The sequence below is a fragment of the Clostridium hydrogenum genome (assembly GCF_021432385.1).
GTDB classification, from domain to species: domain Bacteria; phylum Bacillota; class Clostridia; order Clostridiales; family Clostridiaceae; genus Clostridium_S; species Clostridium_S hydrogenum.
Genome location: NZ_JAEACT010000002.1, coordinates 614269 through 629178, shown reverse-complemented (window position 1 = coordinate 629178; position 14910 = coordinate 614269). Strand labels below are relative to the sequence as shown.

14 protein-coding genes are annotated in these 14910 nt (G+C 31.8%); 12 read left to right on the top strand and 2 right to left on the bottom strand.

Annotated elements, in window-relative coordinates:
* Positions 1-11 precede the first annotated feature (11 nt).
* Complete coding sequence (locus CUEA01_RS02895; protein ID WP_234117801.1) at positions 12-1295, bottom strand: hypothetical protein; 1284 nt, start codon at positions 1293-1295, stop codon at positions 12-14.
* A 347-nt stretch (positions 1296-1642) separates the two neighbouring features.
* Between CUEA01_RS02895 and CUEA01_RS02890 the strand changes: the two genes are divergently transcribed.
* The 5 genes from CUEA01_RS02890 (at position 1643) to CUEA01_RS02870 (ending at position 5690) form a co-directional block, all read left to right on the top strand.
* Entirely contained in the window at positions 1643-2374 is a 732-nt protein-coding gene (locus CUEA01_RS02890; RefSeq protein WP_234117799.1) for a GntR family transcriptional regulator, read from the top strand.
* A gap of 38 nt (positions 2375-2412) precedes the next feature.
* Positions 2413-3288: an N-acetylmuramic acid 6-phosphate etherase gene (gene murQ, locus CUEA01_RS02885; protein WP_234117788.1), complete on the top strand. Its 876-nt coding sequence runs from the start codon at positions 2413-2415 to the stop codon at positions 3286-3288.
* A gap of 16 nt (positions 3289-3304) precedes the next feature.
* Positions 3305-4444, top strand: a complete 1140-nt coding sequence (gene nagA / locus CUEA01_RS02880; RefSeq protein ID WP_234117787.1) for an N-acetylglucosamine-6-phosphate deacetylase — start codon at positions 3305-3307, stop codon at positions 4442-4444.
* Between the two features lie 16 nt (positions 4445-4460).
* On the top strand, positions 4461-5195 hold the full coding sequence (gene nagB, locus CUEA01_RS02875) for a glucosamine-6-phosphate deaminase (RefSeq protein ID WP_234117783.1): 735 nt from the start codon (positions 4461-4463) through the stop codon (positions 5193-5195).
* A 99-nt stretch (positions 5196-5294) separates the two neighbouring features.
* Positions 5295-5690: a hypothetical protein gene (locus tag CUEA01_RS02870; protein WP_234117781.1), complete on the top strand. Its 396-nt coding sequence runs from the start codon at positions 5295-5297 to the stop codon at positions 5688-5690.
* A 238-nt stretch (positions 5691-5928) separates the two neighbouring features.
* Here the strand turns inward: CUEA01_RS02870 and CUEA01_RS02865 are convergent, their stop codons facing one another.
* Positions 5929-6039: a MerR family DNA-binding transcriptional regulator gene (locus tag CUEA01_RS02865; protein ID WP_234122110.1), complete on the bottom strand. Its 111-nt coding sequence runs from the start codon at positions 6037-6039 to the stop codon at positions 5929-5931.
* Positions 6040-6141: 102 nt separating this feature from the next.
* On the opposite strand from CUEA01_RS02865, the gene CUEA01_RS02860 reads away from it, so the two are divergent.
* From CUEA01_RS02860 to hutI, 7 genes are all read left to right on the top strand, one after another.
* Positions 6142-6450 carry a hypothetical protein gene (locus CUEA01_RS02860; RefSeq protein ID WP_234117779.1) on the top strand — a complete coding sequence of 103 codons (309 nt, stop codon included), beginning with the start codon at positions 6142-6144 and terminating at the stop codon, positions 6448-6450.
* 184 nt (positions 6451-6634) lie between these two features.
* Positions 6635-7204, top strand: coding sequence for a flavodoxin family protein (locus tag CUEA01_RS02855; protein WP_234117777.1), 570 nt, complete (start codon positions 6635-6637; stop codon positions 7202-7204).
* 166 nt (positions 7205-7370) lie between these two features.
* Positions 7371-8240, top strand: coding sequence for a MurR/RpiR family transcriptional regulator (locus CUEA01_RS02850; protein ID WP_234117775.1), 870 nt, complete (start codon positions 7371-7373; stop codon positions 8238-8240).
* Between the two features lie 4 nt (positions 8241-8244).
* A complete protein-coding gene (locus CUEA01_RS02845) occupies positions 8245-9573 on the top strand; it encodes an amidohydrolase family protein (RefSeq protein ID WP_234117767.1) in 1329 nt (442 codons plus the stop codon).
* A gap of 340 nt (positions 9574-9913) precedes the next feature.
* The gene (locus CUEA01_RS02840) at positions 9914-11161 is read left to right on the top strand and encodes a Zn-dependent hydrolase (RefSeq protein ID WP_234117765.1); all 1248 of its coding nucleotides are present in this window, start codon (positions 9914-9916) and stop codon (positions 11159-11161) included.
* Positions 11162-11176: 15 nt separating this feature from the next.
* Positions 11177-13186, top strand: a complete 2010-nt coding sequence (locus CUEA01_RS02835) for a urocanate hydratase (RefSeq protein ID WP_234117763.1) — start codon at positions 11177-11179, stop codon at positions 13184-13186.
* Between the two features lies 1 nt (position 13187).
* Positions 13188-14444, top strand: a complete 1257-nt coding sequence (gene hutI / locus CUEA01_RS02830; RefSeq protein ID WP_234117761.1) for an imidazolonepropionase — start codon at positions 13188-13190, stop codon at positions 14442-14444.
* Positions 14445-14910 lie beyond the last annotated feature (466 nt).

Here is a 14910-nt window from a genome sequence, read left to right as displayed (position 1 = left end):
TTTTACTATTTTTATTCTGAGCTTAAAGCATACATAATAATTTTGCTCGTCTCAACTCCATTATAACTTTCCTTTATATTTGAATATTTTCTCCTTAATCTTTTATATAAGGTTGTCATATACCTTGGTGTGTAAGGAAAATAAGCTTGTATTTCTTTAAAGTATTTTTTACTGTAAAGATGCTTATTTTTTGCAATGGCAAAAAGTATTAGCTGTAAACAATTTTTTCTTATAAGTTCTTTAAGCAAGTCGATATTATGGCAAGTAAATGGAGGGGCATTGTCTAAAAGGTTAAAAGTAAAATTAATAAGTGCATTAGTTATATGATCCAAAGGCCACTTTGTCGCTAATTGAGATATAATTGTCATATGTCCATTTTTTAAATCTTCCATTGCATCTTGAAGGTCATCACATATTTGAAGCAATATTCCATAGCCAAAGAAAAACTTAGCTTCTTCTTCTGTTAAGTTGCCATTTACAATATAAGCATCTGCAAGTACAGAACTTCCGCCCTTTTCTATGCTAATTCCTAATATGTCACATTCATATGGACCTGTTAATTTTTCCTGCTGCAATAAGCTTTTTATTTGTGCGTTTTGTATGCAAAGCAAACTCTCAAAAACTTCAGTATACTTAGAACGGTCAAACTCACTTTCTATTCTATCAATTAAATCAAAAAGATGTTCTTCGTATTCTGAAGTTGGCTTGATTTTTTCTCCAACTAATCTTTTTTCAAAAGTAGCACTTATTTTTAATTTCTCTTCTTTTGATATATCTTCAGAATCTAAAAAATTATCTGTATAGGGGTATAGCATACTATAGCTAAATATGGATGGAGTAAGCTTAGGTGATTTCCCAAGAAGCATTTGCATTATATTCATAATCCAAAGATTTCGCATTGCTTGACCTATATCTTCAATTTTCATATTTGAGTCAAAAGCTTGTGCCTCATTAACGAAATCCTCAGTATTTTTAAGCAAGTCTTTACTAAATAAAATACCCTTATCTTCTATAGTTATTAAATCTGAATTAGCTATAAAATCATTAATTAAAGAGTCTATATTGTTTTTCCATGTTTTTTGATTCTGCCCTCCAGAAGGAAAGTTTTTTATTGATTCCACGAAGCTATCTATAAATTTATTTGTGCATTTCTCCTGCTTTTTTTTATACAAGTAGGTCGTATTATTTTTAAGGTTGGGGAAATTTTTACTGGTATTCCACCATGTTTCGGTAAATAAACTACTGAAAGTAGATACTTGATTAAAAACCTTTAATTTATTCAGTATTTGTTGCATAGTAAATCTCCCTAATTATAAATTATATATATAATAGTAACAAAAATTGGAGATTAAGGGAAGGGGGAATTTAAACCAGAGTACAAAGTACAAAGAAGGATGATGTACCTTTCCTTACGTCAGGTAAATCTTTAACTTAAATGTTGTTAGCTTCGCTGACAACATTAATGATACGATTGCGTAAGCAATTAAAAATAAGTTTTAGGATTTTCTGTAGCAAAGCGGAAGAAAATCATCATTCATTGTACTCTGTACTCTGTCATCTGTACTCTGATTTAAATTGGTATATACAACATATCAATATAATGATATAATAATATTACATGATAAGGTTAGGAGGTAATGGCTTGAGAAAAATATCAAAGTTAGATCCAATTCCACTTCATTATCAGCTTAAAACAATACTTCTAGAAATGATTGAAAATGAAGAGCTTAAGCCTGGTGACATGATACCAGCAGAAAGAGAATTATGTGATATTCAGGGCGTAAGTAGAATGACTATAAATAAGGCGATAATGTCTCTTGTAAATGAGGGAGTATTATATAGGGAACAAGGTAAGGGGACATTTGTTGCGAAACCTAAGGAAAAGCAGGAAATATATAAACTTAAAAGTTTTACAGAAGAAATGAGAGAAAAAGGATTAGCCACGGAAACTAAAATTATATCCTTTGAAATAAAAGAAGCTACTAAAAAAAATAGAAACATACTTAAGATTCCAAAAGAATTTAATAAAGTTATAGAAATACGAAGGCTCAGAATGACGGAGAAGGATCCAGTAGCCATTGAAACTGTATGGATTCCAGAACATTTATTTAAGGGAATGACAGAGGAGATGATTGATGGAAAATCACTTTATTCTATATTTGAGCAGAAATTTAATTATAAGCCTAAAAGGGCAAAGCAGACTATTGAACCCGTAGCTTTGAGTGAATTTGAGTCAAAACTTTTAGATCAAAAGGAAAATGCATTAGCCCTTATGTTTAAAAGAATTACATATGTAGAAAATGATATACCTATTGAATATACAAATACAATTAACAGAAGTGATAAATACGAATATGAAATACTCTTAACTTAAAAGATAGGCAAATAACAATAAAGTATTGAGGTGAGTGCATGGAGGAAAGAAATGTAAATACCATTAATTTAGATAATTTAAGTACATTTGAAGTATTAAAAAAAATAAATGAAGAAGACAAAAAAGTTGCTGTTGCTGTTGATAAAGAACTTCCTAGTATAGAAAAAGCTGTTGATATAATTGTGGAAAGTTTTAAAAATGGAGGAAGGCTATTTTATGTAGGAAGCGGAAGCAGTGGAAAGATTGGTGTCGTGGATGCATCAGAATGTCCACCTACTTTTGGTGTTGATGATTCAATGGTTCAAGGAATTATATCTGGTGGAAATAATGCTTTGAGTGGATGGCTTGAAGAAACAGAAGATGATGGAGATTTGGCATTAAAAGACCTCAAAGAAAAAGGTGTAAATAGAAAAGATGTTGTTGTTGGAATTACTGCAAGCGGGAATACGCCTTATGTAAATAGTGCTGTAGAATATTCAAATAAAATTGGATGTAAAACAATTGGTGTTGTTTGTTCAAAGGGAAAGCTAAATGAAAAATGCGATATAACTATTTGTGTCAATGTTGGGCCAGAAGTAATAATGGGTTCCACAAGAATGAAAGCTGGTACGGCACAAAAGATGGTCCTTAATATGCTTTCAACAACTTCAATGATTAAGATTGGAAATACATATTCAAATTTAATGGTAAATGTAAGGCCAATTAATAAAAAGTTGAAAGATAGAGTGAGACAAATAGTTAAGCTTGCTACAAATGCTGATGATTTAGTTGTAAGTAAGGTAGTAGAAGAGTGTAATTATGATGCTAAGGCAGCTATTGTTGAAATAATCATGGGAGATGGATCTAAAAAGGCTCAAGAACTTTTAGAAGAATTTGATGGAAATGTTTCAAAGGCTATAGATAGTCTAAAATAATTAAGAAGGTGTAAAAATGAAGGCTATAATTAACGGTAAAATAATAACAAAGGATGAAATATTAGAGAATAAGGTGCTATTATTTGATAAAAAAATCAATAAAATAGTAGAAAATATAAATTTCAATAAAGATAATCTAGAAATTATAGATGCCAAGAGAAGTTATGTTTCACCGGGTTTTATAGATGTACATATACATGGTTCAAACGGAAAGGATGTTATGGATGGGGAAATAGAATCTCTTGAAATTATGAGCAAGTTTGTTTCCAGCAAAGGCGTCACTGCATTTTTGCCAACTACTATGACAATGAGCAAGGAAAGAATATACAAGGCACTTGATACTATAAAAGAAGCCTCAGATAGAAAGCTTTCAGGAGCATCGATTATAGGAGCACATTTAGAAGGTCCATTTATAAATGAAAAATATAAGGGTGCACAAAAAAGTGATTATATATTAAAGCCAAATTATGATTTCATTAAAAAGTATAAGGATATTATAAAATTAATAACAATGGCACCAGAGGAAGATGAAAACTTTAATTTTATAAAAGAAGTAAAGAAAAATTCGGATATAGTGTTATCTATAGGTCATTCTGATGCAACTTACGAACAGGCTATGGAAGCAATTAAATTAGGAGCAAATCATATAACCCATACCTTTAACGTTATGTCACCTTTGAATCATAGGAAACCTGGAGTTGTTGGTGCTGCATTTGACAGTGATGCATTTTGTGAAATTATAGCTGATACAATTCACACACATCCTAGTATTTTTAGTATACTTTTAAAAATTAAAGGTAAGGAAAAAGTAGTCCTTATAACAGACTGCATGAGAGCAGGTGGACTTAAGGATGGGGTTTCGGAACTTGGAGGTCAAAAGGTTTTTGTAAAGGATAATTCAGCAAGGCTTGAAAGCGGAGCACTTGCAGGAAGTATACTTACACTGAATAAGGCTATTAAAAATGTATATGAAAATACAGATTTAACTATTAATGAGGCTGTTAATTTGGCAACAATAAATCCAGCAAAAAGTATAAATATTTATGATAAAAAGGGAAGCCTTGAAGAAGGCAAGGATGCAGATATAACAATATTTAATGATAAATTTGAAGTTATTCAAACCATTGTTGGAGGAGAAACAGTATATGAAAATTAATTTGGGGGTGATTTAATTGAGAATAATACGAGTAAATGATTATGATGAAATGAGCAAAAAGGCAGCAAGTATGGTTGCAAGTCAGATGATATTAAAAAGTGATAGTGTGTTAGGACTTGCTACTGGAGATACTCCAATTGGTATGTATAAAGAACTTGTAAAATTATATAATAATAAGGAAATAGATTTTTCTGATGTAAAGAGCTTTAATTTAGATGAATATTATGGTCTTTCTGATGATAATACTCAAAGTTATCATTATTATATGATGAACAATTTATTTAATAAGGTTAACATAAAGCGTGAAAATATAAATATACTTAGTGGAATTGCAAAAGATATTGAAAAAGAATGCTTAAGCTATGATGAGAAAATTAAAAATGCTGGGGGAATTGATATTCAAATTCTTGGAATAGGTGTAAATGGACATATTGGATTTAATGAGCCAAGTGTAAATTTTGAAGCGGGAACACATCTTGTAAATTTAGATAAAAAAACTATAGAGTCAAATTCAAGATTCTTTGAATCAATGGAGGAAGTGCCTAAATCAGCTTTAAGCATGGGAATAAAGACAATAATGCAGTCAAAAGTTATAGTACTTCTTGCAAATGGAGAAGCTAAGGCTGAGGCAATTTATAAAAGTATTAATGGCAAAATTTGTCCAGAGGTTCCAGCTTCAATTTTGCAGCTTCATAATAATGTCAATGTCATAGTTGATGAGGCAGCTGCAAAACTACTCAAAAATTATTAATTTTATTTAATGCTTCTGAATGTTGTTACTTAGCTTTATATTATGTATAATTTCGAGTAAGAGATAAATAATATTTAGGCATCTTAAAGAGGAGATAAAATGGATAATGAAGTTGTGTTTATAGAAGTGTTTGGAGTAAATAGAGAAAGAGAATGCGTACATGACAACGGAGGCTCTTGCAGTGGCGGATGCAGTGGGTGCAGTAGTTCAGCTTCTTGCAGTGGACATTCTACGTGCGAGGGAAATAAAAACATGTTTTTAATGTATAAGGAACTTGTAGATTATATTAAAAACACAGATGTAGCAAAGCAGGTTGAAATGGAGTTTGTAGATACAGATAAAATTGATATAGATAAATACGATTATTTACAGGAAGCCTTTAAAAAGAAATTTATGTTGCCTATAGTTGCTATAAATGAGACTGTAAGATTTTATGGTGGAATATCGAATAAGCTTGTTTACAAAGAAGTTGAAAAAGAATTAGCTATGTTTTAAAAGAAAGTTTATATGAGCTTATGACATTAATGGACTCTAAGAATTGCTCGTTTATAATTTGCTACCCATTTAGATGCATCGTCCTGATGCCTAAATGGCTTTGACCGTCCTGGTCAAAATTACGCAAATTATAAACGAGCAATCCTAAGAGTCCATAAAAGTGAGCGTATCACATCAACATTCTTTTAAAAATAGCTAAACATACTAAAGGAAGCTATGGTTTAAATAAGTGTGAAAATCAACACTTATTTAAACCATAGCCATTTTTATCACGTGAAATATTTTTTATTAATTTTTGTTTTTCATAAAAGCGGAGAGTGTATTCACTTAAACCAGTTAGTTTGGAAATTTCTTTAATATTAGGCTGTGTTAGATATTATTGTTATTATGGTACACAAAAATATCTATCTATGTTACAATAGCCATAATTATACATTTTGGAGTGATTAAGGTGAAAAATAAAGGTTATCCTATCTTTGGTATTTTATTAAGTTTAATATCATTAATACTACTATTTATTGGGGCAATATCAAGTATTACATTACTTATAATTAGTTTGGTTGGCTTATTAATAGGAATTTATACTTTAATGTGTTGGAGTACAGTTAGTTACAAATGGATATGTGATGAATGTGGAGAAGTTTTTGAAATCACCTTAAAACAAAATATTTTTGGTGTTAATAGTGGCTTAAACTATAAAAGTTTGTATTGTCCTAAATGTCACAAAAAAACTATGTGCAAAGGAATTCAAAAACAATAGATTTTACAACCATTTATTAAAGAATAGTTTTAATACTATTTTAAAATATAGCCAAAGATTAGAATACATATAAAATGGCTTGCAATAATCAGACAAGCCATCTTATATATTCATGGCAAGCTGTATTCGAGATACAAGCGTTAATATACGTTGTAATTAATAATTTTATGTGAGGTGAGTTTATATGAAGGTTATAGGAATAAGTGGAAGTGCTCGTAAAGATGGAAATACAGCAATATTGATAGAAACTGTATTTAAGGAACTAAAAAATCAAGGTATAGAAACAGAGTTAATACAACTATTTGATAAGGAAATTAAAAATTGTAAGGGATGCTTTGCTTGTAAGGGCAATAGAAAATGTATAATTGAAGATGATGCTTTTAACGCAATATTTAATAAGATAGTTGATGCTGATGGAATTATTCTTGGTTCACCAGTTTATTCGGCTGATATATCATCAAAAATGAAAGCTTTTATTGAGCGTGCAGGTGTTATTGTTGCAACGAATTCTGGTATGCTTAAGTATAAAGTTGGTGCTTCTGTTGCTGCGGTTCGCCGAGGTGGTGGTATGACAGCCATAGATACATTAAATCACTTTTTATTAAATAAAGAGGTACTTGTAGTAGGTTCTACTTATTGGAATATGGTTTACGGAAAAAATATTGGAGATGCGTTAAAGGATGATGAGGGAATTAGTAACATGAAAAATTTAGGACAGAATATGGCATATATAATTAAGAAACTTCAGCACTAAAATCTTATATTTTTAATAGTGTTTTATTTAACGTATAATAATATTGATAAATTAATAAATCGTATTGACATTTATTAAATAAAATCATATATTTAAATAAAGCTATTCATAAGAAATAAGTTGTGAATAATATCATCATTCATTATGCGGGGAAGGAAGTTTAAGCATGGAGTTCAAATCCAATATTAAAGAATTTGATAAATTAAAACAAGAGATGTTTGTAATATCACAGGGGTCAGCGGCATACGAAAAACTTGCTTATTATATTGAAAAAAATTATAAACATATTATTTTTATGACAGCATCAGAAGTAGCAGGGGAAGCGGAAGTAAGTCAAGGTAGCGTTTCAAGGTTTTGTAGTGCACTTGGATATAGAGGTTACAATGATTTTTTACATAATTTACAGCAGTTTATTAGAGAGGAAATAACAGCGCCTCAAAGACTTCAATATACAGCTCATAATAATAATTTAGCAAGTGTAATTAATATGGAACACAATAACTTAGATGAGCTTGAGGAAATTTTAAGTCAGGAAGCATATCAAAAGCTTGTACAAAAAATTATAGCAGCAGAGGAATTAGTGATTTTATCATCTAGAATGTCAGCAACAATACTTCCATATACAAGCTATATTTTAAATAAAATAAGAAATAATGTGGTTCAAGTTACACCAGATAGTCCACTATGGAATACGCTAGAGCTTAGAAATCCAGAAAAAACTTTAATACTTACAATAGTATTTCCAAGGTACCCTAATGATTTAATAAAAAAATTGGAGATACTAAAAAGAGAAGGCTTTTCAATTGCAGGTATAACAGATAGCATTATATCGCCTGTTACTAGTTTAGCAGAGCCAGTCATAAGTATTCCAATAACAACATCCTCAATATTTGATATTTATAGTACGCCAATGCTATTTATAAATCTGCTATTAAGAGATGTAGCAAATGGAATTGAAGGACTTGATAAAAGAATAAATAAGCTAGAAGAAATAGAAAAAGAAAATAATATATATTATAAAAATGCAAGGAGCTAATAAAATGAAAAAAATATATAAACCAGCTATTGTTTACTATGAAGGCAAATTTCAAAAGGGTAAAGGTGTTGTAGAAGAAAATGGAGCAATATTAGAGGTTGATTCTTTTGAAACACTTTCAGCAAAATACAAGGATGCAGAAATTGTAGATTGGGCAGAAAATATAATGGTTCCGGGTACAACAAATATACATAATCATTCTTTTCAAAGTTTACTTAGAGGAATTGCCGCAGATAAGCCATTTTTAGAGTGGAGAGATAAATCACTTTATGCGTTTTCACCTAAATTATCGGCAGAGGATATATATACTGGGGCAGTATTTGCCTTTGGAGAAATGCTTAAATATGGAGTTACAGCAGTAAGTGATTTCTTTTATGTCCATAATGACGGACTTGAAAGCGATGAAGCAGTTATTAAAGCAGCAAAGGATGTTGGAATTCGTTTAGTACTTGCTAGAACAATGTATGATTGGGATGGAGCACCAAAAGGATATGTTGAAACTATAGATGAAGCTGTAAAAAATGTAAGAAGCTTAGCTGTGAAATATCAAGGAAATGACATGGTTAAAATTGTTCCAGCACCACACAGCTTACATGCAGCATCAATAGATATGGTTAAAGCAGGTCATAAATTAGCTAAGGAGCTTGGTACAAATTATCACATACATGTAGCAGAAGAACCTTTTGAAGTTGAGCAGGTGCAAAAGGAATTTGGCTTAAGACCAGTTGAGCTTTTAAATAAAATAGGGGTTCTTGATGATAGCATGGTTGCAATTCATTGTGTATGGCTTAATGACAATGAAATAAAGCTAATGGGAGCTGCAAAAGCTAAACTTGCTTATTGCCCTTCAAGTAATATGTTCTTAGCAGATGGAGTAACTAATATTCCAGCAATGATGAAGGCTGGTGTTGAAATAGGTTTTGGATCAGATGGAGCTTGTAGTAATAACAGAATAAGCGTATTTGAAGAGATGAGAATGTGTGCGCTACTTCAAAAGGTTACAAGGCTTGACTCTCTATGCGTTAACTATGAAGATGTTTTTGCAATGGGAACAGAAATTGGAGGAAAAATACTTCAGCTTCCTGTAGGAAAAATTGAAAAAGGCTATAAAGCAGACTTTGTTGGAATCAATAAAAATGATATGTCTATGCAGCCAATATTTAATTCTGGTGAGCAAATTATGCCTAACATAGTTTATGCAATGCAGCCATGTGCAATTGACCATGTTGTGGTTGACGGAAAAGAAAGAGTTAGAAATGGAGAAATCTTAACTGTACCAGAAAGCAAAATTGTGAAAAACGTTCAAAAACTTATGAATAAACTTGAAAAATAGAAGCAGGGTGAAGGTTGAAGTGCGATAGTTTGGTAGTTAAGCATGAGTATTTAAGAGTACAAAGTACAGAGTACAGAGTACAGTGAAGGATGATTTATCTTTCCTTGCGTCAGATAAATCTTTGAAAATATATAGTTCAGCTTCGCTGAAGAAGACTTAGTAAGAAATTTTTACTATCTTAAGATTAGTGAGTCTAGAAGATTATTTTTAAAAGTAAGGGACATTTATAATAGGTTTGGGCGATAGCCAATTAGTTTAAGAATTTTTTGCGAGAGCAAAAAATTGACCTTCATTGTACTCTGTACTCTGTACTCCGTACTCTGCTTAAAGGGGTGTCAAAATGGATAATATGCAGCCTAACATAGGCAGACTGAAAAATGATATTGAAAAAATATCTACGTTTATAGATAGAAGCAAGCTTGGACATACTAGAAGAGGTTTTACAAAAGAGTATAAAGAAGCAAGAGTGTGGCTAAGAGGAAAAATGGAAGAGACAGGACTTGAAACTTCTATAGATGCGGCGGCTAATATTATAGGTAAGCTTAAGGGAAGTGACAAGAATTTAAAGCCAATAATAATTGGTTCGCATACAGATACTGTTGAAAATGGCGGTATGTATGATGGAACTATAGGAGTTTTAGGTGGCATAGAAGTTGTTAGAACTTTAAAAGAAAAGGGAATAACTCTTAGGCATCCTTTAGAAATAGTTGATTTTACTTCTGAGGAGCCAAGCGAATTTGGCTTATCAACCATAGGAAGTAAAGGAATGATAGGAGAACTGTCTGAAGAAATGCTTCAAAGGAAGGATAGTCTTGGAAGAGTGCTTTCTGATGCAATAGATGATTTGGGTGGAAATTGTAGTGAGCTTAAGAAACGAGCTAGAAAAAAGGGTGATGCGGCTTTATATCTTGAACTGCACAATGAATTAGGACCTGTTTTAGATAATAAAAAAATTCCACTAGGAGTTGTCACAGGTATTGTTGGGATTCATAGATATAAGGTTTTAGTTGAAGGTGAGTCTAATCATGCAGGAACAACACCAATGAATATGAGATATGATGCGTTAGCTTTTACAAGTGAACTTATATTAAAGCTTCAAGGCTTGTGCAGGGGAAAAAATAGTGATGATGTAGTTGGAACCGTAGGTAAGCTAAGTGTAGAGCCTAATGCATCAAATGTAATTCCTGGGAAATGTGAATTTGAGTTTGAAATAAGGGCACTTCAAAATGAAGTTATAGATGAGCTTGCAAACAAATTTATTCAAGAAGCTGAAGAATTATCAAGAAAAAGAAATATAAAGATTAAATTTGATAATATATCAAAATCAAGTTCTGTAATTATAGATGAAAATATTAAAAAAGTCCTAAAAGAAAACTGTGACAAAGTAGCAAAGACTGTGCACTTACCAAGTGGAGCCGGTCATGATGCTAATCATATATATGAAATTGCACCAGTGGGAATGATTTTTGTTCCAAGTAAAGATGGAAGAAGTCATTGTCCAGAAGAATATACTTCATATGAAGAAATAGAATTAGGGGTGGAAGCTCTTATAAACTCGTTGTTAGCTTTTGATAAAAATTTAGATTAATTGGAGGTAGAAGGAATGAATTATAATGAAAAAGCAAAAATATCAATGGACATAAAATTAGATGACGAATTACCTGAAATGCCTAAGTTTGTAGAGGGAATTAGAAGAGCACCAGACAGAGGTTATACATTAAATGAAGCTCAAACAGAAATTGCATTAAAAAATGCACTTAGATATATTAACCCAAAATACCATGAAAAATTGATACCAGAATTCTTAGAAGAACTAAAAACAAGAGGAAGAATTTATGGTTATAGATTTAGACCAGAAGGAAGAATTTACGGAAAACCAATAGATGAATACAAAGGTAACTGCATTGAAGGTAAGGCTTTTCAGGTTATGATAGAAAACAACCTTGATTTTGAAGTTGCTTTATATCCATACGAATTAGTTACTTACGGTGAGACAGGAAGCGTATGCCAAAACTGGATGCAGTACAGACTTATAAAAAAATACCTTGAAGTTATGGAAAAGGATCAAACTTTAGTAGTTGAATCAGGTCATCCATTAGGCTTATTTAGAACAAGAGAAAATGCGCCTAGAGTTATAATAACTAATGCACTTATGGTTGGAATGTTTGATAACTTAGACGATTGGGAAGTTGCAGAACAAATGGGAGTTGCAAACTATGGACAAATGACAGCTGGTGGCTGGATGTATATAGGACCTCAAGGAATTGTTCATGGAACTTACAATACACTTTTAAATGCAGGAAGAATGAAGCTTGGAATTCCAAACGATGGAGATTTAAGAGGACACATATTCATAACTTCTGGACTTGGAGGAATGAGTGGTGCTCAGCCAAAAGCTGTTGAAATAGCAAATGGAGTTGGAATAATTGCAGAAGTAGATGAATCAAGAATAAAAACAAGACTAGATCAAGGTTGGGTAGGAATGCAATCATCTGATTTAGATGAAATATTTAAAGTTGCACATGAACATGTAGAAAATAAGACAGCAATATCAATTGCATACCACGGAAACATAGTTGATTTACTTGAATATGTAGTTAAAAATGATATAAAGGTGGAATTAATGTCTGACCAGACTTCTTGTCATGCTGTTTACGATGGTGGATACTGTCCACAAGGTCTTACTTTTGAAGAGAGAACAGAACTTTTAAGTAAGGACAGGGAAAAATTCAAGGAACTTGTAGATAAGAGCTTAAGACATCATTATGAACTTATAAAAGCTTGCACAGAAAAAGGCACTTATTTCTTCGATTATGGTAATTCCTTCTTAAAAGCAGTATATGATGCAGGGGTAAAGGAAATATCTAAAAATGGAGTAGATGATAAAGACGGATTTGTACTTCCATCTTATGTAGAGGACATCATGGGACCACAGTTATTTGACTATGGGTACGGACCATTTAGATGGGTATGCTTAAGCGGAACAGATGAAGACTTAATAAAAACAGATCATGCGGCAATGGAATGCATAGATCCAAATAGAAGATATCAAGATAGAGATAACTATAACTGGATTAGGGACGCTGAGGAAAACAAATTGGTAGTTGGAACTAAGGCTAGAATACTTTATCAGGATGCTGAAGGAAGAAAGGATATAGCTCTTAAATTCAACGAAATGGTTAGAAATGGCGAAGTAGGACCAGTTATGATAGGAAGAGATCACCACGATGTAAGTGGAACTGATTCACCATTTAGAGAAACTGCAAACATAAAAGATGGAAGTAACGTAATGGCTGACATGGCAATCCAATGTTACGCAGGAAATGCAGCAAGAGGAATGAGCCTAGTTGCGCTTCACAACGGTGGTGGAGTTGGTATAGGAAAATCTATAAACGGTGGCTTTGGTCTTGTGCTTGATGGAAGCGAAAGAATAGATGAAATAATAAAGAGCGCAATCCTTTGGGATGTTATGGGCGGAGTTGCAAGAAGAAGCTGGGCTAGAAATGAACATTCTATAGAAACAGCTATTGAATTCAACGAAAGATACAAAGGTGAAAACCAAGTAACTATACCATATGTAGTTGATGAAACACTTATAAAAGGAATCAAATAATATGAGAAATATATTGATTTTAAATTCTAGTCAAATAGCAACGCCTATCGGGAAAAGTGCTAAATGCGGGGAAGAAATGAACGGCATTAGAGTTATTGAAAATGGTGCAGTTGTTATAAAAAATGGAATAATTGAAGAGGTAGACACAACAGAAAATATTTTAAAAAAGTACAATTTAGATGAATTTGAAGTCATTAATGCTCATAATAAATGTATTCTTCCTGGTTTTGTAGACTCCCATACACATTTTATTTTTGGGGGCTACAGGCCAGAAGAATTCTTTATGAGATTAAATGGCGCAAGTTACATGGATATAATGAGAGCAAAGGGTGGCATTCAAAATACAGTAAATGCAACTAGAAGCAGCTCTTTTGAAGAATTGTATGAGCTAGGTTTTGATAGGCTTAATTCAATGCTTGAGTTTGGAATAACAACTGTAGAAGGAAAAAGTGGATATGGCTTGGATTTAGCTACAGAAATAAGACAGCTGGAAGTAATGAAAAAGCTGAATGAAGACCATAAAGTTGATGTAGTAAGTACTTTCTTAGGTGCACATGCTGTCCCTTTGGAGTATGAAGGAAAAAATGAAGAATATATAGATTTCATAATAGACAAGGTTTTGCCAGTAGTTAAGGAAAAAGAACTTGCTGACTTCTGTGATGTATTTTGCGAAGATGATGTAATATCAATAGAATTGTCAGATAGGCTTTTAAGCACGGCAAAGGAAATGGGTTTTAAAGCAAAAATTCATGCTGATGAAATTGTAAGCCTTGGTGGTGCTGAGCTTGCAGGAAAACTTAAGGCAGTATCAGCTGATCATTTACTATGTGCTTCTGAAGAAGGTATAAAAAGCCTTGCAGAAAATAAAGTTGTGGCAACGCTTCTGCCATCAACGGCTTTTTGCTTAAACAAACCTTATGCTAACGCTAGAAAGATGATTGATAGTGGTTGTAGTGTGGCCTTAGCCAGTGATTTTAACCCAGGCAGCTGTTTTACAAATTCCATACCATTAATGTTTGCCTTAGCTTGCATACACATGCGTATGACAGCAGAAGAAGCAATAACCGCCTTTACTTTAAATGGTGCAGCAGCCCTTGGAAGAGCAGATAAAATAGGAACCCTTGAAAAAGGAAAAGCAGCAGATTTAGTAATACTTAAATATCCAACTTATAAATATCTTGTTTATAACACAGGGGTAAATATAGTGGATAGTGTTATAAAAAATGGAGAAGTTGTTAAAAATAACACAATATATTAATTAGATGATTAGAATTATACATTATGGGGTGATTATCAACACCCTATTTTTATTTTTTGCATTTTTAATTATTTTATTCTTTAGAGAAGTTAGCTTCTTGTACACCATAACTTCATAAAATGCTACCTGATTTTTTATTTTAATAATATATACTTTATATATTACATATCTTAGCTCTCTATTCTTCATTAAATCTTCATAATTTTAATAAATGTTTCTTTAATATTAATTTTTATAATAATTAGCATAGATGATAACTAGTTATTTATTTTCTAAGTAAGACTTAAATATTAAAAAATAGATTTCATTTATAAATTCTTTAGTTGCATAAATGGAATAAAGGAGGAAATATGAATCATATTAAAAACAGATTTGTAAATTTTATGAACATACCTTTGAAAATTCTTTTTTTGTTAATCATATTAGGAAGCATAGGTATATCATTTTTATGTTTTATAAATTTATC